This is a genomic window from Arthrobacter sp. B2I5, assembly GCF_030816735.1.
Taxonomy (GTDB): Bacteria; Actinomycetota; Actinomycetes; order Actinomycetales; family Micrococcaceae; genus Arthrobacter.
Genome location: NZ_JAUSYF010000001.1, coordinates 107146 through 126392 on the forward strand (window position 1 = coordinate 107146; position 19247 = coordinate 126392).

The window sequence follows — 19247 nt, forward strand, 5'->3', positions numbered from 1 at the left end:
GGCATCCCCGGCTTACTGGGCCAGCCGCTGCCCGGTCCAGGGCCCGGCAATGGCCGACGCCGAGGCCAGGCTTCCCCCGGTCAGGTCCCAGTACTGCACGGCATCGTTGGCCCGGCGGAGTGCTATACCCGTGGAGTTCAGCCCGGTGACATTGCGCAGCGCCTTGATTCCGGTGACATCCGTCCAGCCGGTGGCCACGGTAGGCCGCGCCTCCGCGCGGAGGGCGGTGGTGCCCCACCCGCGGTAGAGCTGCACGCTTCCGTCGCCCTTCAGTCCCAGCAGGTCCTGGAAGCCATCGGCGTCGTAGTCCACCATGGCGAGGCGGGAAGCGTAGACGCCGGCGGCAACGGTGGCACGCTCCGCGATATCACCCGTGCCCTTGTTGGCGTAGAGGAACAGGTTCCCGGCGCCGTCCAGGGCCAGGATCTGGGGCATCCGGTTGTTGGCGCACCAGCCGCCAACCGCCAGGGTCAGCGTGTTCCATCCGCCCCTGCCGAGAGTGATGGCGGCCTGGAACCCGCCGCCGGAGTTGCCGCGGTGCAGTGTCAGGTCACCGCCGGTCCACTGGGTCAGGACGTCATATGTGCCGTCACGGTCCCAGTCGGTGACGAAGACTTCCTTGGCTCCGCTGAAGCCCGAACCGATCACCTTGGCCGCGGCATAGGTGCGGGGCCCGGTGGATGCCCTGTCCAGCAGCTGCCCGGCGGAGTCAACCGAGACGAGGTCTGCCGGGCCGGTGATCGCCGCGGCGGTGAGGTTGAGGGTGGGCGGCATGTGTTTGACCGGGGCGTCGCACAGGCTTGGCGGCGGTGCCGGGAAGGCGCCGCCGGATCCTGCGCCGCCCGGGGAATCGAGGGTGCCCGCCGGCAGCGTGGTGTAGCCGAAGAAGTTCACCACGCCCCAGATCTGGTAGGTGGAGTTGGTGTAGGAGATTCCAGCACCCATCACGTTGAAACGCGGGTCCAGGAGCATGGCGTTGTGGCCGGGCGATCCCTTCCACCATTCCACCAGCTGGGCGGCGTCGCGGTCGGTACGGATGGCGATGACCTCGCCGGCGCCGTTATTGGGGCTGAGGGCGCGGGGATCGGTCCAGAAGCTTGCCCGGTGCTCGATTACCTCGCGGCTGGCGATGTTGTTCGACCATTCCTGCGACAGGCCGGCCACCGTGGGATGGTACTTGACCTTGTTCAGGCCGTTGGCCACCCGGTACTCGTTGATCCTGGTGAACACGGTAAGGATGGCCGCTGCGTTGGAGTCCGGGACCAGTGCCTCCGTGGAGGGAAGCGCGGTGGCGGATTCCGGGGACGCCAGCCTGGTGGCGGGAGGCGAAGCCAGTTCCTGGTCCGGCGCCCACAGTGGGGGGAGCGAAACTGTTTGGGGGGCCGGCTCCGGCGAAACGACGGAGGGCACCGGCGCCGGTGCCGATTCCGTGGCGGCCGCGGGCTCAGCCGTGGAAGGTGAAGCTGTGCCGGCGGTTGCAGTGGGCGCGGAAGTTGCAGTGGGCGCGGCGATGACATTCGGCAGGGGTGAAGCGACCCGGATGTCCGGGTCCACGGCGGGGGTGAGGCTCCCGGCGGTGCCGTCCCTCTGGGCGGATGTCCCGGCGTCGTGCACGATGGGAGCCGCCAGGGAGATGCCCGCTGCTCCTGCCTGGCCCAACTGCAGCGGCGCGGGAGGCACCGCAACTGACGAAGAGACCAGTGCCCACGCGCAGAGCACGCCAATAAAAGAGGGCGCCACAAATTTATTCACAAACATCCCCAGCTCTGTTACGCCTCCGGGAGACCATTCCGGCGGCTATCATTCGCAACATTAGCCCCACAAGGCCACAGCAACAACGGGGAAATGTGGCTGTGGATAACCGATACGGTAATTTGGGACGGTGCTGATCTCTGACCGCGACATTCGTGCCGAAATTGATTCCCAGCGGATCGTGCTGGAACCGTTTGATCCCGCGATGGTCCAGCCGTCGTCCGTGGATGTCCGGATCGACAAATTCTTCCGGTTGTTCGACAACCACAAGTACGCACACATTGATCCGGCGCAGGAGCAGCCTGAGCTGACGCGGCTGGTGGAAGTGGAGCAGGACGAAGCCTTCATCCTGCACCCGGGGGAGTTCGTCCTGGGTTCCACCTATGAAACCGTGACGCTGCCGGATGACATCGCGGCCCGCCTGGAAGGCAAATCATCACTCGGTAGGCTCGGCCTGCTGACGCACTCCACCGCCGGCTTTATCGACCCCGGCTTTTCCGGCCACGTCACCCTCGAGCTGTCCAACATGGCCACCCTGCCCATCAAGCTGTGGCCGGGCATGAAGATCGGGCAGCTCTGCTTCTTTCGGCTGAGCTCGGCTGCGGAGTACCCCTACGGCCAGGGCGAGTACGGCAACCGGTACCAGGGCCAGCGCGGTCCTACCGCCAGCCGCAGCCACCTGAACTTCCACCGCACCAGCATTTAGCCAGAGCAGTACGCAGTCAGGCCACAGCAGCCCGGAGCGCTGGTGTGCCTAGAGCTGTGGGGCGACGGCCGGCCTGCGGAGGAACGGCCTGGCCAGCGCTTCCACGTAGCGCGCGGCAAGCGGGCCCAGTACCGCCATCAGCAGCACGTACGCTGTGGCCAACGCCGCGAGCTCATGCGGGACCACTCCCGAAGCAACGGCCAGGCCGGCGATCACGATGGAGAATTCGCCGCGGGCAACGAGCGCGGCGCCTGCGCGGAACCGGCCAGGCCTGGCGATGCCGGCGCGCTTGGCGGCCCAGATCCCGGTGGCCATTTTGGTGGCCGTGGTGGCTGCCGCCAGGACCAGGGCCCAGCCGAGGACCGGGGGAATGGATGAGGGGTCGGTGTTGAGCCCGAAGGCCACGAAGAAGATGGCGGCAAACAGGTCCCGCAGCGGCTCAAGGATCCGGGTGGCGTTGTGGGCCGTGGCGCCCGAGATGGCGATGCCCAGCATGAAGGCCCCCACCGCGGCTGAAACCTGCATGGCTGACGCGGCCCCCGCCACCAGCAGGGCGGCCCCGAGGACGTTGAGCAGGAAGACCTCGGAGTTCTCGCTGTGCACGGCCTTGGAGACGTGGTGTCCGTGCCGCAGCGCCACCATGAGCACCAGGCTGACCACGGCCAGGGCGATTCCCACCGTGGTGAGCCCGCCCAGGAAGCTCACGCCCGCGAGCGTGGCAGTGAGGATGGGCAGGTAGACGGCCATGGCCAGGTCCTCGAAGACCAGGATGGACAGGACCACCGGAGTCTCGCGGTTACCAAGCCGCCCGAGGTCGGTAATGACCTTGGCGGCGATGCCTGACGAGGAAATGTACGTGACGCCGCCCATCACCATGGCCCCCACGCCGCCCCAGCCCAGGAGCAGGGCAAGCCCGGCGCCTGGCAGGAAATTCAGGACCAGGTCCAGGACGCCGGCCTGCCAGGACCGGCGCAGGCCGGTGAAAAGCTCGGACGCGGTATATTCCAGTCCGAGCATAAGCAGCAGCAGGATGACGCCGATCTCGCCGGAGAGATGTGCGAACTCATGCATGCCTTCGAGCTTGACGATCCCGCCGGCGCCAAAAGCCAGCCCGCCCAGCAGGTAGAGCGGGATGGGCGACATTCCGATCCGTCCGGCCAGCCTGGCCAGCAGGCCCAGGCAGAACACAACGGCCCCCAGTTCAATGAGGGTCAGGGCCAACGGGTCCATGCGAACTAACCGTGGCGCAGGATATCGGCCGCTGAGTCGAGGCCTTCCTGGGTGCCAACCGCCACGAGCAGGTCACCGGGGTGCAGCACGACGTCGGGCCCGGGCGAAGGCAGCACCTCGCCTTCGCGCATGATGGCCACGATGGATACGCCGCACCGGGTGCGGATGCACGCCTTGCCCATGGGCTGGTTCTGGAACGGGGAATCCGCGGCAATGGAGAACTGCCGGGTGACGATGCCCGGAACGTCTTTGTGTTCCTCCGTGAGCTTCATGGCCAGGTGCGTGCCGCCCAGGAGGTTGCCAAGTGTGGCGGCTTCATCACTGGTGAGCGGAATGGAAGCCTGGCAGGTATCGGGATCGTCCCAGGTGGAAACGATCAGTTCCGTCTGGCCTTCCCGCCGCTCGACGACGCCGATGCGGCGTCCGGAAGCGGTCATGAAATCCTTCCTGCGGCCCAGGCCGGGAAGGTTGGTTTCGTCCACGTTCATACGTCCAGCCTAGTCTGCCTGGCAACCCTTGGCCGGGCCTTGGCAGAGGACCCGGAGGGTGTTTTCAGCTGGCGGGGACCACCGCGATGGGTGCCTTCTCCGGGGACTTCACCGGCAGCAGCACCAGGAGCCCGGCCAGAAGGACCACCATGATGCCGAGGATGCCCCACCGCTGTGCCTGCCCGGCGGGCACCAGCGGCGTTGCCACCGTGATGCAGAGCGTGAACAGGGCCGGGGCCAGGAAGCTGACGGCGCGGCCCGTGGTGGCATAAAGGCCAAACAGTTCGCCGGATTCGCCATGCGGCGCGAGCCGGGCCAGGTAGGCGCGGGACGCGGATTGGGCAGGCCCGACGAACAGGCAGAGGAAGAGCCCGAACACCCAGAATGTGGTGCTGCCGGCCCATTGCATGCCGAAGAAGACATAGTTCCCGTTACCCAGGGCCAGGATGGCCGTTCCGGCGATCAGCAGCCCCACCAGGGAACCGGTGATCACGGCTTTGGGGCCAACCTTGTCATCGAGGAAGCCACCGATCATCGCACCCACTGCCGCCACCACGTTCCCGAAGATGGCGAAGAAGATGACCTGGGAGAGGGCAAAGCCGAAAGTGCCGGCTGCGATGATGCCGCCAAACGTGAAGACGGCGGCGAGGCCGTCGCGGAACACGGCACTGGCCAGCAGGAAGTAGATGGTGTGCGGGCTGGTGGCGTAGATCGCCTTGATCCGCCGGAACAACAGTCCGTAGCTGGCGAAGAACCCGAGCCGGGCGGCCTGGGCGGACCGGGGCAGCTCGGGGACGGCAAACAGGACCGGGAGGGCGAAGACGAGGAACCACAGGGCGGAGAAGACGGCCACCAGCCGGATGTTGAGGCTGTCCTGGGTGGACGCGCCGAACCAGTCGAAGGCCGGCTGCACGAACAGCTGCAGGACGATCAGGAGGGCCACGATGCCGCCGAGGTAGCCCGCGCCCCAGCCGAAGCCGCTGACTTTTCCGATGTTGTGCGGCGTGGAGACCTGGGCCAGCATGGCGTTGTAGTTGACGCCGGCGAATTCGAAGAACACGTTGCCCAGCGCGATCAGCGATACCCCCAGGAGCAGGAATTCCGGGTGCGGAAACACGAAGAAGCACAGGGCCGTAAGGATGGCGACGGCGGCCGAGTTCACCCCCAGCCACAGCTTCCGCCGGCCGCCCGCATCGGAGCGCTGGCCGGTGACCGGCGCCAGCAGCGCGATGGCAAACCCGGCAACGGCCAGTGCCGCGCCCAGGACCGCCGAAGCGTTGTCCTCGCCGCCGAAAGCGTTGGACGTCAGGTAGACGGTGAACACGAATGTGGTCATCACGGCGTTGAAGGCCGCCGAGCCCCAGTCCCAGGAAGCCCAGGCCAGCACCCGGCCCTTGCTGGATTTCCCGGGTCCGGTTTCGAGTTCCGAGGCGGGCTGCATTGCTCCCGGAGCGCTGGCGCTGTTCATAGGATGCATCGTATCCGCCTGTGGCGAACACCCTTGGGACGACGGGCCCGTGGTGGCGGGGATTCCGCCTGCCCTTGAGCCATGGAAGAGGCAGGATACCTGACGGCCCTTGGTAAACTGAACCCTCCCGGACCTTACTTTTTGCCGCCTGCTCCAACTTTTGACAATCGAATTCCTGACGTTGCGGAGAATACAGTGATCACAGTCCTTGCCGTGCACTTTTCGGTGGCTGTCCTCGCGCCCTTCCTCTTCAGGCTGTGGGGCCGCAACGCCTTCTACGCGCTGGCCGCTGTTCCGGGGGTTTCCTTCGGCTGGCTGTTGTTCCAGCACAACCCCATCTACTCAGGGTCCGGGGCCGTCACCGAAGCCTTCGACTGGATCCCCAGCCTCCACCTGGAATTCGCCTTCCGCATGGACGCGCTGGCGTGGGTCATGTCCCTGCTGGTGCTCGGCGTCGGCGCCCTGGTGCTGGTCTACTGCGCCAGGTACTTCAAAAGGGAAGACCAGGACCTGGGCGGGTTTGGCGCCCAACTGCTGGCGTTCGCCGGTGCCATGTTCGGGCTGGTGGTGGCGGATGACCTGCTGCTGCTGTTCATCTTCTGGGAACTGACCACCATTCTTTCCTACCTGCTGATCGGCTTTGCCCGGACCCGGCTGGCCGCCCGCCGTTCCGCCCTCCAGGCACTGATGGTCACCACCGCCGGCGGCCTGGCCATGCTGGTGGGCCTGATCATGCTGGGCTACGCCGCCGGCACGTACCGTATCTCCGGAATCCTGGAACAGGCCCCCGCGCTGGTTTCCGGGACGTCCGGCAGCATGGTGGGCGCCGCCGTCGTCCTGATCCTGGTGGGTGCCATCACAAAGTCCGCGCTGGTGCCGTTCCACTTCTGGCTCCCCGGCGCCATGGCTGCGCCCACTCCTGTCAGCGCCTACCTGCATGCCGCGGCGATGGTGAAGGCAGGCATTTACCTGGTGGCGCGGCTCGCCCCGGGGTTCTCGGAGACAGCGTACTGGCAGCCTGTGGTCCTGGGGCTGGGCCTGGCCACCATGCTGGTGGGCGGGTACCGGGCACTGCGGCAGACCGACATCAAGCTGATCCTGGCGTACGGCACCGTCAGCCAGCTGGGCTTCCTCACCATGGTGGTGGGCCTGGGCACGCCCGACGCCGCGCTGGCGGGCTTGGCCATGCTGCTGGCCCACGGCCTGTTCAAGGCCACCCTCTTCCTGGTGGTGGGCATCATCGACCACCAGTCCGGGACCCGCGACGTACGTAAACTGTCCGGCGTCTTCCGTTCCTCCCGTGCGCTGGGCATCGTGGCCGGTATCGGCGCCGCCTCCATGGCGGGCGTTCCGCTGCTGGGCGGCTTCGTCGCCAAGGAATCCGTGCTGGAAGCGTTCGTCCACCATGCTGCGGACCCGCACTCCGGACCGTGGGGCATGGTGGTCCTGGCCGGGCTGGTGGTGGGATCCATCCTGACCTTCGCCTACAGCGCCCGCTTCATGTGGGGTGCGTTCGCCGCCAAGCCCGGCGTCGACCCCACCCCTTTCAAAGCGATTACGCCCTCCTTCCTCGCCGCGCCTGCGGTCCTCAGCGTCCTGACCATCGCCTACGGGCTCTGGCCGGTGCCGGTGGACGCCTGGATCCAGCCGTACGCGGCATTGTTCGCTTCCACAGCGCCCGACGCCGGCACTCCGGCCGAGCAGGCGGGCCACCTTGCGTTGTGGCACGGGCTGACCCCGGCCCTTGGGCTGACGGCGGTCACCTTCGTGCTGGGTGCGGCGATGTACTTTGGCCGCAACGCGGTGGCCCGTGTCCAGTCCCTGGTTCCGGCCTGGGTGGACGGCGACCGCGGCTACCAGCTGACCATCGGCGCCCTGGACGACGTTGCGGTGTGGATTACAGGCCGGACCCAGCGCGGTTCACTGTATTTCTACCTTGCGGTGATCCTCAGCGTGGCGTTCGTCCTGCCGCTGACGGCCATCCTCCTGGGCGGCAACGCCCTGCCGCGGGACGTCTACCTAGTGGACCCGAACTCCCCGCTTCAGCTCGTGGCGGGCGTGGGCATCGTGATCGGCGCCCTGGCCGCCGTCAGGGCGAACAAACGATTCCTTGCCGTGCTGATGGTGTCCGTGACCGGCTACGGCATCGCGCTGGTGTTCGCCCTGCAGGGCGCACCGGACCTGGCTTTGACCCAGATGCTGGTGGAAACCATCATCCTGGTGGCGTTCGTCCTGGCCATGCGCAGCCTGCCGCCCGAACTGCGGGACCGCACGGGCGGCAAATACCGGGTGGTGCGGGTCATCATCGGCCTGGGATTCGGCGTGACCATGGTGTTTGCGGCGATCTTCGCGATGGGCGCCCGGACCGCCATTCCGGTGTCACTGCAGTTCCCGCAGCTTGCCTACGAGGGCGGCGGTGGCCTCAACGTGGTCAACGTGACCCTGGTGGACATCCGCGCCTGGGACACCTTCGGCGAGATCAGCGTCCTGGCGCTCGCCGCCACCGGCGTGGCCAGCCTGATCTTCATCCGCGGCCGCGGCGACCGCCTCCAGACCTCCGCCTCCGTTGCCGAAGGCACGGTGGGGCGGCACCACGGCGTGGATCCCGGCTCCCGCGACGGCGCGGCCCTGGCCATCAGCCGGAAGTTCGCAGCCGCCGCCCGCGATCCATGGATCGTGGCCGGCCGGACCCTCGCCCCCGAACGGCGCTCCATCATCTTCGAAGTGGTCACCCGGCTGATCTTCCACTCGATGATCATCTTCTCGCTCTACCTGCTGCTGGCCGGGCACAACCTGCCGGGCGGCGGTTTCGCCGGCGGCCTTACCGCCGGGCTGGCGCTGACCATCCGCTACCTGGCGGGCGGACGGTTCGAACTGCGGGAGGCCGCGCCGCTGAGCGCCGGTGCGCTGCTGGGCACGGGCCTGGCCCTGGCTGCCGTGTCCGGGGTGGTGCCCCTGCTGCTGGGCGGGCAGGTGTTCCAGTCCGCCATCATCCAGGTGTGGCTGCCCGTCTTCGGCGACATCAAATTCGTCACCTCCACCATCTTCGACATCGGCGTGTACATCGTGGTGGTGGGCCTGGTGCTTGACGTGCTCCGCAGCCTCGGCGCCGAGATCGACGAGCACATGGAGGAGCGGTCCGCCGCGGCCGCGCACCCGGACGAGCCGGAGGAGGACCGTCCGGTACAGCCGGAACTGGAAGCGGAACGCGATCCTGAACCGCCGCTGGAGCCGGACACCGTCCCGGCCCAGACCATGCCGGCCCACACCGTGCCCGCCGAGACCACCGCAAAGGGCCACGCATGAGCGTCAACCTGACCCTGCTGATCGTCATGGGCGCCCTGTATGCCTGCGGCATCTACCTGATCCTGGAACGCAGCCTCACCCGGGTGCTGCTGGGGCTGATGCTCCTGGCCAACGCCACCAACCTCCTGATCCTGGCCACCGGGGGATACGCGGGCCTGGCGCCGTTGTTCGCCAAGGACACGCCCGCACAGGACTACAACGATCCGCTGCCGCAGGCCCTGATCCTGACCTCGATCGTCATCTCCTTCGCCGTCACGGCGTTCATGCTTGGCATCATCTACCGCACCTGGGTGCTGGCGCGGCAGGACGACATCCAGGACGACCTGGAAGACCGCCGCGTGGCGGCAACCCCCAGCTTCGACGCCGAGGATGACGCGGAAGTGCCGGCGGAAACCTCCGAGTTCCCGCTCACCATGCTGGGATCGGACGGCCGGGACGTCTCAAACCACGCAACGTCCGGCGGGAATGGGGGCCCGGAAACGGGCCAGCCGGTGGCCACCGTCGTGGCCGGCGGCCGGGAGATGCCCGCCGAACATGCCGCCGCGGAGGAAAAGCCCGGCTCACTCAACATCGACGCCAGCCCGGAAGGAGGCGGAAAGTGAACATCGCAAGCTTTGCCCCGCTCGCCGTCGTACTTCCCATCCTGGGCGCCGCCCTGACCTTCCTGCTGATCCGGCACACCCGGGCCCAGCGCACGGTCAGCATCGCCCTGCTCTCGCTGACCCTGGCCCTGGAATGCCTCCTGCTGGCGTCGGCGTGGAACGGCGGGACCGCAGCGGTGACCATCGGCGGCTGGCTGCCGCCGTGGGGGATCGTCATGGTGGTGGACCAGTTCTCATCCCTGATGCTAGTGGTGTCCTCCGCGATCAGCCTGGCCGTGCTGGTGTACGCCACGGGGCAGGGCATGGCCGACGGTGACCACGACGCGCCGGTCTCGATCTTCCACCCCACCTACCTGATCCTGGTGGCCGGGGTGTCCAACGCGTTCCTGTCCGGGGACCTGTTCAACCTTTACGTCGGCTTCGAGATCCTGCTGACCGCCAGCTACGTGCTGATGACCCTGGGCGGCACCGGCCCGCGCATCCGGGCGGGCGTCACCTACGTGGTGGTGTCCGTGGTGTCCTCGGTGCTGTTCCTGATCTCCATCGCCATGGTCTACGGAGCCACCGGAACGGTCAACATGGCGGACCTGGCCATCAAGCTGGGCGAACTGGACCAGGGCACCAAGACCATGCTGCACGTCATGCTGCTCGTGGCGTTCGGCATCAAGGCTGCCGTCTTCCCGCTGTCCTTCTGGCTCCCTGACTCCTACCCCACGGCGCCGGCACCCGTCACCGCAGTGTTCGCGGGGCTGCTCACCAAGGTGGGCGTGTACGCCATGGTCCGGACCGAAACCCTGCTGTTCCCGGGGGACACCCTGAACACCCCTTTGATGGTGGCCGCGCTGCTGACCATGGTGGTGGGCATCCTGGGCGCCCTGGCCCAAAGCGACATCAAGCGGCTCCTGTCGTTCACCCTGGTCAGCCATATCGGCTACATGGTGTTCGGGCTGGCCATGTCCTCCGTTGCCGGGCTGGCCGCTGCAGTGTTCTATGTGGCCCACCACATCACCATCCAGACCAGCCTCTTCCTGGTCACGGGCCTGATCGAGCGGCGCGGCGGCAGCTCGTCCGTGGACCGGCTGGGCGGCCTGGCCAAACTGTCGCCCCTGCTGGCGCTGCTCTTCTTTGTCCCCGGCATGAACCTGGCCGGCATCCCTCCGTTCTCGGGGTTCCTGGGCAAGGTGGGGCTGATGCAGGCGGGCATCGAGCTGGGTACTCCGCTGGCCTACGCGCTGGTGATCGGCGGCGTGGTGACCAGCCTCCTGACGCTGCTGGCCATCGCCCGGGTGTGGAACCGTGCGTTCTGGCGCCGGCCCACGGACGCGGAACATCCGGATCCGGTGCTGCTTGCCCACCCGGCGGCCAGGGTGGCCGGACCGGGTGCCAAGCTCAGCAGCACCGTGACGCTCCTGCCGCGCACCATGGTGGGCTCTACCCTGGGCCTGGTGGTGCTCGGCGTTGCCCTGACCGTCTTTGCCGGGCCGCTGTTCGGGCTTTCGGACCGGGCCGCGCGGGACATGCTGGACCGGACCCCGTACATCCAGGCGGTCCTGGGCAGTGATGTTCCCATCCCGGCCACACCTGCCGTGGGAGGAGTGCGATGAGCCGCAAACGCATTTCCCTGCGCCAGGAGCTGCCTCTCCTGGTCTGGCTGGTGATTGTCTGGGGCGCCCTGTGGCAGGATTTCAGCCCCGGAAACCTCCTGTTCGGGGCCCTGCTGGCAGTGGGCGTGGCCCGGCTCTTCTACCTTCCGCCGGTGGAGCTCAGCGGCCGCTTCAATATCCTCCACGCCGTGCCCTTTGCGCTGGCGTTCGTGGGCAAGGTGGCGGTGGCCAGCGCCCAGGTCCTGTACCTGGCCACCGTCCGCGGCCCCAAGGTGACCAACGCCGTCGTCGCGGTGAAGCTGCGCAGCCACCAGGACCTGATCGTCACCGCCACCGGCCACGTGATCTCCCTGATCCCGGGTTCCCTGGTGGTGGAGGTGGACCGCTCCACATCCACCCTGTACCTGCACGCGCTCAACATCACCTCCGAGGAGGACGTGGAGGGCCTGCGGAACGAAGTGCGGTCCATCGAAGCCGGCCTGATCCGCATCATGGGCAGCCCTGAGGAACTCGAAGCCGTCCGAATGGAGGCCGCCGCATGATGCACGTTGTCCTGGCTGTTACAGCCGTCATCTTCTCGCTTGCCGCGGCCGGCGCCATCCTGCGGATCTCCCGTGGCCCGTCGCTGTTGGACCGGGTGCTGGCGGCCGATGTGCTGCTGGCCATCCTGGCCGGGGCCCTGTGCATCGACATGGCCGTGAACCGGCACCTGAACAACCTCATGCTGGTGGTGGCCATTTCCATCATCGGTTTCATCGGATCCGTGACCGTGGCCCGTTTCGTGGCGGACCGAAGGGTGAAGCCTGATGAATCCTGACCTGTCCGGTCCCGACGGCTGGATCGACACCGTGTCCGCCGTGTTCATGGTGGCGGGGGCACTCCTGTCCCTGGGTGCGGCCATTGGCCTGCTCCGCTTCCCGGACCTGCTGAGCCGCATGCACGCGGCCACCAAACCGCAGGTCCTGGGCCTGTTCCTGCTGCTGGCGGCCATTGGGCTGCAGATGCGGACGTGGTGGGTGTGGCCGGTCCTGGCGGTGGCCTGGATCTTCCAGCTGCTCACCGTTCCGGTGTCCGCGCACATGGTGGGCCGCGCCGGGTACCGCACCAAGCACCTGCACCGGGAACTGCTCACGGCCGACGAGCTGGAGGCTGTGGTGCAAAAAGCCGCCGCCGAGGCTGCCCGGAAGGACAGCCCCGACGGCGGCCGGTAGCGCTTGACGCTAGACGATGTCCTGCGTCTTGGCGAACCTGGTGATGGCACGCTGGGTGCCGCGGTTGGCCAGGACCTGGATGATGGCGCTCACCGACGCGGAGATCAGCGCGAAGGTCAATGCCGAACGCAGGCTGGTGGGGACGTCCTCGTTCTTGCCGGTGGGGGCCTTCTGCCCGGTGGTCTTTTCCCAGATGGTGTTGACGAGCTTGGTACCGACCAGGCCTGCACCCAGGCTCACCCCGGTCCCGAGCAGCTTGATGAAAAGGTTCATTCCTATTACTCCTTGCGGGCGGAAAACGGACTGCCTCCAGCCTAGCCGTACCCCCGTGCCGGTCCGGGCAAGGGCGTGGCGTGCTGCAGGCGGCTTATTGGACTAACAGCCTGTTGGACTAACCGGCGGGCGGCTCGGTGCGGAACTTGATCATCTTGTGCGTGCCGTCGCAGTACGGCTTGATGGCCGAGGCCCCGCAGCGGCACAAGGCAACGGTCTTCCGGTCGCGGGGCACGGCGTCCCCGGACGGGGTGACGATCTCAAACTCGCCCCTGATAATCAGGGGCCCGTCCGGGCACACCACGATGGAGCTGGCTGCTTCCTGGTCCATGTGGACTTCTGTTCCATGCTGTCCGGGGTTCATCCCTGCACCGCTTTCATCGTTGCTTCCTGGTTGCCGGGTGCCCGGCCGAGCTTTCCGGCATGGCGCCGCCGGAGTTCTGCCTCCGAGTGCGCCGCCGTGCTGATCCTGCTGCCCGCGTAGGGGATCCCGCCCGCCAGCCTGGAGGCGGCTGCCAGCCAGACGCAGACGGCCCGCTCCAGTGCCCAGAGCGGCGCAAACCAGGCTGCCGGGGCGGGAAAGACGGCGGTCCCGTTGTTCCGGCGTCGTCCAATTTCCGCCCAGGCGATGGCCGCCCCGGCCAGCCCCAGGAGGGCGGTCCGCCTTGCCCGGGCAGGAAGAAGTGCTGCCCCGAGGACGGCCGGGAGCAGGGCAAGTTCGGCGGCAAGCCGCCGCGGCTGGGCAAAATCGTCGTACGCCTGCCGTATGCGTTGGCGCAGGAAGTGCCGGGCAGTTGGCGGCTGCCGGGCCACGAACAGGCCGGGCAGGATCCGTTCCGTTCCGCCCGCGGCCCTGATGGTGCGGATGAGCTCCAGGTTTTCGAACAGGACTCCCGCATAGCCGCCGGTGGCCACGAGCGCACTGCGGCGGACTCCCAGCGTTCCGGGATAGTCGGCGGACCAGGCGCGGTTGAGCAGCGTCCTGGCCGTGTCCCACCAGGCGTGCCACGGGGAGGGGTCGAAGTAGTTCTGCGGCCGCACCACGTGGGCCGATCCGAGGTGATGGACGACGGCGGCGAGGGCCTCGCGCGTGTAGCGGACGTCGTCGTCGGCAATGACAAGGAACTCCGCCCTGGAGGCGCGCACTCCCGTCATCACGCCGGCCACCTTTCCGTTGTGGGCGCCGCACCCGACGCCGGGGCGGTCCGGGAAAGCGTTCTGGTCCGGGGAACCATCGGGGTCCGGGCAGAGGTGGCGCACCGCGGCGGGGAACGCCGCGCGGTGGCGTTCGAAGAGGCTGGGGGCGGAGCCGTCCACCACGGTGACCGGGATCCAGGCCACGAGGCGCCGGAGGTAGTCCGAAAGGTCAGCCAAGCCGGAGTCCTCACTCCAGCGCAGGGGAAGGATGTACTCCGCCCCGGCCAAGCAGGCGCGCCGGCCCTGGGACACTGTCGGGCCGGCCGTCATGCTGCCGCCGGCACGGCCGCCCGCAGCGATGATGTCCCGGCTTCCCACGAGGACAGGAGGTGGGCGGAGAGCCGGCCGTCGATGGCCATGACCGCCGTCGCCCCGAACAGGACGTCCGCCAGGAGTTCCGGCTCGGCTTCGACGAGGCCGCCGGCGAGGTCGCGGCCGGCGATCTGCTCGTGGACGGCGTCGGCCTCCACGTGCTCGTCGAAGTAGTGCGTGACGTCCGCGCCGAAGCCGTGCCGCCGGAAACCGTTGCCGTAGAACCGGTTGGGCTGGGAGGAGGTCATTTCGTAGATTGCCAGGTGGCCGGTGATGGCGCCGCGGAGCCGCCGGTTCAGTCCGCAAAGGGACATGAGGTTTACCGATGCGAGGGAGACGGCGGGAACGGCATCGACGTAGGCGCCGTAGCTGTCATCGAGGCCCAGGCCGCGCATGGTCCGGGCGAACAGCGCGCTGTGCATCCGCTCGGGGCGGCCGCCGCCGTATTCGTCCGCCTGGATTTCCACCAGGGCCGCTTTGGGCCGTCCGCTGAGGCGCGGGATGGCCCACGTGTGAGGGTCGGCTTCCTTCAGCTGGTACATGGATTTATGGACCAGGAACTCCCTGAGCTGCTCCAGGGTTGCCTTCCGGGCGACGTAGCGGGAGACGCTGGGGCCGGTGTCCATGCCGGCGAGGCCGAACAGGACATCGGCCACCTGGTCACTTGTCATTGGACCGCCTGCGGGCAGTTCGAGCGTTCCAGCGGCCTGCTGTGCGGCGGCGCGGAGGGCAACCTCAAACGGTTCCTCGAGCAGCTGCCGGACCTTGATTAGCGCGGGCTCCCACTCCCAGTGGTCGGAGACGCCGTCCAGCCCGGAGTAATGGAGTTCGTAGAGGCAGAAGAGGGCCAGCTGGATGTCCTCGTCGCCAATAATGTCAGCGGTGCCGGACACCTGCCCTGCCGCCAGGCGGTACAGGGCGTCCAGTTCCGTCCCGGAGGAGTCCGGAGCCTGCGCCAGGACCTCGAACAGGGCGCTGCTGAGGGGGCCTCTGGTTTCCGGGATTCTCATGGTGCTCCTTGGTCTGCGGCGCTGGTGACGGGAACGAACGCGGGACCGCCCATGGTGACTGCCATGCCCTGTCCTCCTCGAAACCCGGGGGAACAATATAGTAAGCATGATTACTAATAAAAGCTAAGCAGTCTTTGTCTATAGGCAGGTTCGCTGGTCCCCCAGCAGCAAGCCGGACAGCGGTCAGTCAGACAGCGTTCAGTCAGACAGGGCCGACCCCAGGATGTCCCGCAGCGCCTCCACCACCAGGTCATGGTCCTGGAGCTGCGGCAATCCGGAGACCGTGACTGTGGCCACCGCGCCCACGCCGGTGACATAAATGGGAAAGGAGCCGCCGTGGGCTGCGTACCGGGACTGGTCGAACCAGGCGTTGTCCTCGATCCGGCCGCCGCCCAGCCGGCCCCGCAGCCCCACCAAAAGGGACGGCACCTCGTACCGGGCGGCAGTGCGCTGCTTGGCCCGGATCCAGTGCCCGTTGTCAGGAGTGGCGCCGGGAAGCGCGACGTGGAACAGGACCTGCTCACCCTTGGTGATGTCGATCGCGATGGGAAGCGACCGCTCCTTGCCCAGTTCCACCAGGAGCAGGCCCAGGTTCAGCGCGTCATCCGCCGAAAAGCCGGGGAAGTGGAGCTCCCGGACCTCCGCCTCGACCCGGGCAACCAGTGCCTCCACCGACCCCTCAGGCTGGGCGTCGGGGGAATCAGGATCGAACCCGGTCACATCCGGTGGAATGGCGCTCATGGCCTTCAATCTACCCCCGCCCGGTGTAAACTTGACCACGCCCGGAAGGGCAATCAAAAGCCTTACCCAACAAAAAGCAACACTACAAACGACAGGGGAGCGCCGCCGTCGGGCATCCTGGCATCCGCCGGGCACCGCAGGTGGGCGCTGAGAGTGCGGACAGCCGCAGACCCTCGAACCTGATCCGGTTAGTACCGGCGCAAGGGAGTCGAGTTCTCAAAGTGTCGCGGCTGCACGGCATCGGGCCATCAGCCGGGTCCACTTTCCCCTCCTGTTTCCCAGGAGGATTCCAATGAGCACTGCAGCAATCAAGAAGACCACCAGTAAGTCCTGGCGCGTCGTGGACATCGTCGTCGCCGCGCTGGTGGCCATCGCCGGCGGCGTTATTTTCTGGGCCTGGTCCCAAGGTGCGGCGGCAGTGTCCGTGCCGATGAACGCCGCCTACCCGCCCCTGACCGGCATCATCGCCGGCGGATGGATGATTCCGGGCGTGCTGGGCATGCTGATCATCCGCAAGCCGGGGGCCGCACTGTTCTGCGAGACCGTGGCCGCCACCGGGGAACTCCTCATGGGCTCCCAGTACGGCGCCTCGGTCCTCTTCTCCGGCTTCGTCCAGGGCCTCGGTGCGGAAATCATCTTCGCCATCTTCGTCTACCGCAAGTTCAACCTGCCCGTATCCCTGCTGGCAGGTGCGGCAGCAGGCCTCTTCTGCGGCCTGAACGACTCCTTTGCGCCGTGGGGCTGGAACATCGCCTACTCCGGCGGTGACAAGCTGGCCTACATCGTCTTCTGCATGATTTCCGGAGCAGTCATTGCCGGTGCCCTGTCCTGGGTGGCCACGCGCGGCCTGGCACGTACAGGAGTGCTGAGCTCCTTCGCCTCGCGCAAGGCTGCCACGGAGCCTGTCTTCTCCTGATGGCAATGGCCCAGGGCACGGCGGTCCGCCCTGCCGCTGTCACCGCCCGCGGCTGGGGCTGGCGGCATGCCGGCAGGGCAAAGCCCGCCGTCCATGCCCTTGACCTGGACATCAGCCCGGGGGAGCGGGTGCTCCTGCTCGGCCCCTCGGGCGCCGGCAAGTCCACGCTCCTGCATGCGCTCGCCGGGGTGCTGGGGGACATTAACGACGACGGCGGCGAGGCGGGGGATGCCGACGAGTCGGGTTCGCTGCTGGTTGACGGCGCCGTGCCCCGCGCCCAGCGCGGGCGTGCCGGACTCATGCAGCAGGACCCCGAGACGCAGGTGGTCCTGTCGCGCGTGGGGGACGACGCCGCCTTCGGTGCCGAGAACCTTGCGGTGCCGCGGGAGGACATCTGGGCGCGGGTGCACGAGGCGCTTGCCGACGTCGGACTCTCCCACCTCCCGCTGGACCACCCGACGTCGGCCCTGTCCGGCGGGCAAAAGCAGCGCCTGGCGCTGGCCGGGATCCTGGCCATGCGCCCGGGCCTGATCCTGCTGGATGAGCCAACCGCCAACCTGGACCCGGACGGCGTGCTGGAAGTCCGCGACGCCGTGGCGCGCTGCCTGGACAAGACCGGGGCCACACTGGTGGTGGTGGAACACCGGGTTTCCGTGTGGAAGGACCTGGTGGACCGGATCGTGGTCCTGCAGCCGGGCTCCGGCGCCAATCCTGCCGTGCTCCTGGATGGGCCGCCGGACCGGGTGCTCACGGAGGCGCGGGCCATGCTCGCCGCAGCCGGTGTGTGGGTCCCCGGCTACGTGCCGGCAACCCGCGCCCGCGCCCTTGTCCCGGCGCCGGGCACGGGAAACCTGCTGCTGGCCGCCGAACAGCTGGGTGTTTCCCGCGAACGTCCCCGCCGCAAGGGCTTCCGGAAGATCCCGCCGGTACCGGTCCAGGAAGGCCTGGCCGCGCAGGTCCGGGCCGGGCAGGCGCTCGCCGTTACAGGTCCCAACGGTGCCGGCAAGTCCACGTTCGCGCTGACCCTGGCCGGGCTGCTGGAGCCGGTCTCCGGAAAAGTGTCAGCCACCCTGGACCTCAGCCGCGGGGCCGGCATTGACCCGTACCGGTGGAAGGCCGAGCAATTGATTTCGCGCGTGGGGACGGTGTTCCAGGAGCCGGAGCACCAGTTCGTGACCGGCAAGGTGCTGGATGAGCTGCTGTTCGGCCCCCGGCACCTGGGCCACGGCGAGGACCGGGTGGACGAACTGCTGGAACGGCTGCGGCTCACCCACCTGGTGGACGCCAACCCCTATACGCTCTCCGGCGGCGAGAAACGGCGGCTGTCCGTAGCCACCGTCCTTGCCGCCAGCCCACAGGTCCTGGTCCTGGACGAGCCCACGTTCGGGCAGGACGCCAACACCTGGGCCGAGCTGGCCTCATTCCTGTCCGAACTTTTGGATGCCGGCACCGCGGTGGTCTCCGTGACGCATGACGCCGAGTTCACCGAAGCATTGGGCGGGACCGAACTGCGGATGGCTGCGGCGGAAGCGGTGGCACCATGAGGCAGCAACTCACCCTTGCCGGCAACCATGCCCTCCTGGCCCGCGCCAATCCACTAAGCAAGTTCGCGGCCGTCCTGCTCATCACCGCGGTCCTGGCGCTGTCCATCGACTGGGTGTCGGCATCCGTGGCCCTGGTTTTCGAGCTCCTGCTGTTCCCCCTGGCCGGGCTCACCCTGTCCCTGCTGTGGCAGCGCGGCTGGCCCCTGATCATTGCCGCCGCCGTGGGCGGCTGGAGCACGTCCATCCTGGCGCCGGACAGCGGCAGGATCCTGCTCGACGCCGGCATCTGGACCATGAGCGAAGGTTCCCTGCAGCTGGGCGTCGGCTTCATGCTGCGCGGCTTTGCCATCGCCCTTCCGGCGGTGCTGCTGATGAGCTGCACGGACCCCACCGACCTTGCGGACGCGCTGGCGCAGAAGGCACGACTGCCGCACCGGTTCGTCCTGGGAACGCTCGCCGCGATGCGCCTGGTGGGGCTGATGGCCGAGGAGTGGCAGACCATCGGGATGGCGCGCCGTGCACGCGGTGTGGGTTCCCGCGGCAGCCTGGGCCAGCGCGTGAAAGCGACCCTGGGGCAGAGCTTTGGGCTTCTGGTACAGGCCGTCCGCCGCGCGTCCCGGCTCGCCGTGACCATGGAAGCCCGGGGTTTCGGCGGTGGCCAACGGACCTGGGCCCGGGAATCCACGTTCAGCACGCTGGATCTTGGGGTGGTAGCCGGCGGTGTCCTGGTGGCCGGACTTGCCCTATTTGCGGCGCTGGCTGCCGGAACATGGAACATGGTGTGGCTGGGCAGCTGAGGTTGGCGGTTACCCTACTGGTGATGTGTATCGCATGTAACGGGTAAAGGCTTTCCGTTGGCACCGCTCGAGGCGGGACAGCGGCTGTGA

Annotated in this window: 19 protein-coding genes and 1 riboswitch; of the genes, 10 read left to right on the plus strand and 9 right to left on the minus strand. The window is 67.8% G+C overall.

Features of this window, described 5'->3' with window-relative positions; all coding sequences use genetic code 11:
- Positions 1-12: 12 nt before the first annotated feature.
- Positions 13-1758 carry a CAP domain-containing protein gene (locus QFZ60_RS00440; RefSeq protein WP_307087190.1) on the minus strand — a complete coding sequence of 582 codons (1746 nt, stop codon included), beginning with the start codon at positions 1756-1758 and terminating at the stop codon, positions 13-15.
- A 124-nt stretch (positions 1759-1882) separates the two neighbouring features.
- On the opposite strand from QFZ60_RS00440, the gene dcd reads away from it, so the two are divergent.
- Entirely contained in the window at positions 1883-2458 is a 576-nt protein-coding gene (gene dcd / locus QFZ60_RS00445) for a dCTP deaminase (protein ID WP_018769967.1), read from the plus strand.
- Positions 2459-2506: 48 nt separating this feature from the next.
- Here the strand turns inward: dcd and QFZ60_RS00450 are convergent, their stop codons facing one another.
- From QFZ60_RS00450 to QFZ60_RS00460, 3 genes are all read right to left on the minus strand, one after another.
- A complete protein-coding gene (locus tag QFZ60_RS00450; protein WP_056331513.1) occupies positions 2507-3688 on the minus strand; it encodes a cation:proton antiporter in 1182 nt (393 codons plus the stop codon).
- 5 nt (positions 3689-3693) lie between these two features.
- Positions 3694-4176: a cation:proton antiporter regulatory subunit gene (locus QFZ60_RS00455; protein ID WP_056331515.1), complete on the minus strand. Its 483-nt coding sequence runs from the start codon at positions 4174-4176 to the stop codon at positions 3694-3696.
- Between the two features lie 64 nt (positions 4177-4240).
- Positions 4241-5644 (minus strand): MFS transporter, encoded by a 1404-nt coding sequence (locus QFZ60_RS00460; protein ID WP_307087192.1) that lies wholly within the window; start codon positions 5642-5644, stop codon positions 4241-4243.
- A 195-nt stretch (positions 5645-5839) separates the two neighbouring features.
- Between QFZ60_RS00460 and QFZ60_RS00465 the strand changes: the two genes are divergently transcribed.
- From QFZ60_RS00465 to mnhG, 6 genes are read left to right on the plus strand one after another with little or no spacing between them, the layout of a single operon-like run.
- Entirely contained in the window at positions 5840-8950 is a 3111-nt protein-coding gene (locus QFZ60_RS00465; protein ID WP_307087194.1) for a Na+/H+ antiporter subunit A, read from the plus strand.
- Positions 8947-9552: a Na(+)/H(+) antiporter subunit C gene (locus QFZ60_RS00470; RefSeq protein WP_307087196.1), complete on the plus strand. Its 606-nt coding sequence runs from the start codon at positions 8947-8949 to the stop codon at positions 9550-9552. The genes QFZ60_RS00465 and QFZ60_RS00470 overlap by 4 nt, the downstream gene beginning before the upstream one ends.
- On the plus strand, positions 9549-11156 hold the full coding sequence (locus QFZ60_RS00475; protein WP_307087198.1) for a Na+/H+ antiporter subunit D: 1608 nt from the start codon (positions 9549-9551) through the stop codon (positions 11154-11156). Before QFZ60_RS00470 ends, QFZ60_RS00475 begins: the two co-directional genes overlap by 4 nt.
- Positions 11153-11698 carry a Na+/H+ antiporter subunit E gene (locus tag QFZ60_RS00480; protein WP_307087200.1) on the plus strand — a complete coding sequence of 182 codons (546 nt, stop codon included), beginning with the start codon at positions 11153-11155 and terminating at the stop codon, positions 11696-11698. Before QFZ60_RS00475 ends, QFZ60_RS00480 begins: the two co-directional genes overlap by 4 nt.
- Positions 11695-11973, plus strand: coding sequence for a monovalent cation/H+ antiporter complex subunit F (locus QFZ60_RS00485; protein WP_142118193.1), 279 nt, complete (start codon positions 11695-11697; stop codon positions 11971-11973). The genes QFZ60_RS00480 and QFZ60_RS00485 overlap by 4 nt, the downstream gene beginning before the upstream one ends.
- Positions 11963-12367, plus strand: a complete 405-nt coding sequence (gene mnhG, locus QFZ60_RS00490; RefSeq protein ID WP_307087203.1) for a monovalent cation/H(+) antiporter subunit G — start codon at positions 11963-11965, stop codon at positions 12365-12367. The genes QFZ60_RS00485 and mnhG overlap by 11 nt, the downstream gene beginning before the upstream one ends.
- A gap of 9 nt (positions 12368-12376) precedes the next feature.
- Here the strand turns inward: mnhG and QFZ60_RS00495 are convergent, their stop codons facing one another.
- The 5 genes from QFZ60_RS00495 to QFZ60_RS00515 form a co-directional block, all read right to left on the minus strand.
- Positions 12377-12640 (minus strand): DUF4235 domain-containing protein, encoded by a 264-nt coding sequence (locus QFZ60_RS00495; protein ID WP_142118189.1) that lies wholly within the window; start codon positions 12638-12640, stop codon positions 12377-12379.
- A gap of 118 nt (positions 12641-12758) precedes the next feature.
- Positions 12759-12971 carry a CDGSH iron-sulfur domain-containing protein gene (locus QFZ60_RS00500; RefSeq protein ID WP_056331533.1) on the minus strand — a complete coding sequence of 71 codons (213 nt, stop codon included), beginning with the start codon at positions 12969-12971 and terminating at the stop codon, positions 12759-12761.
- A 29-nt stretch (positions 12972-13000) separates the two neighbouring features.
- On the minus strand, positions 13001-14155 hold the full coding sequence (locus QFZ60_RS00505) for a glycosyltransferase family 2 protein (RefSeq protein WP_307087208.1): 1155 nt from the start codon (positions 14153-14155) through the stop codon (positions 13001-13003).
- The gene (locus QFZ60_RS00510) at positions 14104-15159 is read right to left on the minus strand and encodes an iron-containing redox enzyme family protein (protein WP_307087210.1); all 1056 of its coding nucleotides are present in this window, start codon (positions 15157-15159) and stop codon (positions 14104-14106) included. Before QFZ60_RS00510 ends, QFZ60_RS00505 begins: the two co-directional genes overlap by 52 nt.
- A 198-nt stretch (positions 15160-15357) precedes the next feature.
- Positions 15358-15900 (minus strand): heme-degrading domain-containing protein, encoded by a 543-nt coding sequence (locus QFZ60_RS00515; protein WP_307087212.1) that lies wholly within the window; start codon positions 15898-15900, stop codon positions 15358-15360.
- A gap of 83 nt (positions 15901-15983) precedes the next feature.
- Positions 15984-16124: riboswitch (TPP riboswitch) on the plus strand.
- Between the two features lie 68 nt (positions 16125-16192).
- Here QFZ60_RS00515 and QFZ60_RS00520 point away from each other — a divergent pair.
- From QFZ60_RS00520 to QFZ60_RS00530, 3 genes are read left to right on the plus strand one after another with little or no spacing between them, the layout of a single operon-like run.
- Positions 16193-16816, plus strand: a complete 624-nt coding sequence (locus QFZ60_RS00520; RefSeq protein WP_142029339.1) for an ECF transporter S component — start codon at positions 16193-16195, stop codon at positions 16814-16816.
- Positions 16816-18360 carry an ABC transporter ATP-binding protein gene (locus tag QFZ60_RS00525; RefSeq protein ID WP_307087215.1) on the plus strand — a complete coding sequence of 515 codons (1545 nt, stop codon included), beginning with the start codon at positions 16816-16818 and terminating at the stop codon, positions 18358-18360. The genes QFZ60_RS00520 and QFZ60_RS00525 overlap by 1 nt, the downstream gene beginning before the upstream one ends.
- Positions 18357-19157, plus strand: a complete 801-nt coding sequence (locus QFZ60_RS00530; RefSeq protein ID WP_142118182.1) for an energy-coupling factor transporter transmembrane protein EcfT — start codon at positions 18357-18359, stop codon at positions 19155-19157. The genes QFZ60_RS00525 and QFZ60_RS00530 overlap by 4 nt, the downstream gene beginning before the upstream one ends.
- The last annotated feature ends 90 nt before the right edge of the window (positions 19158-19247 follow it).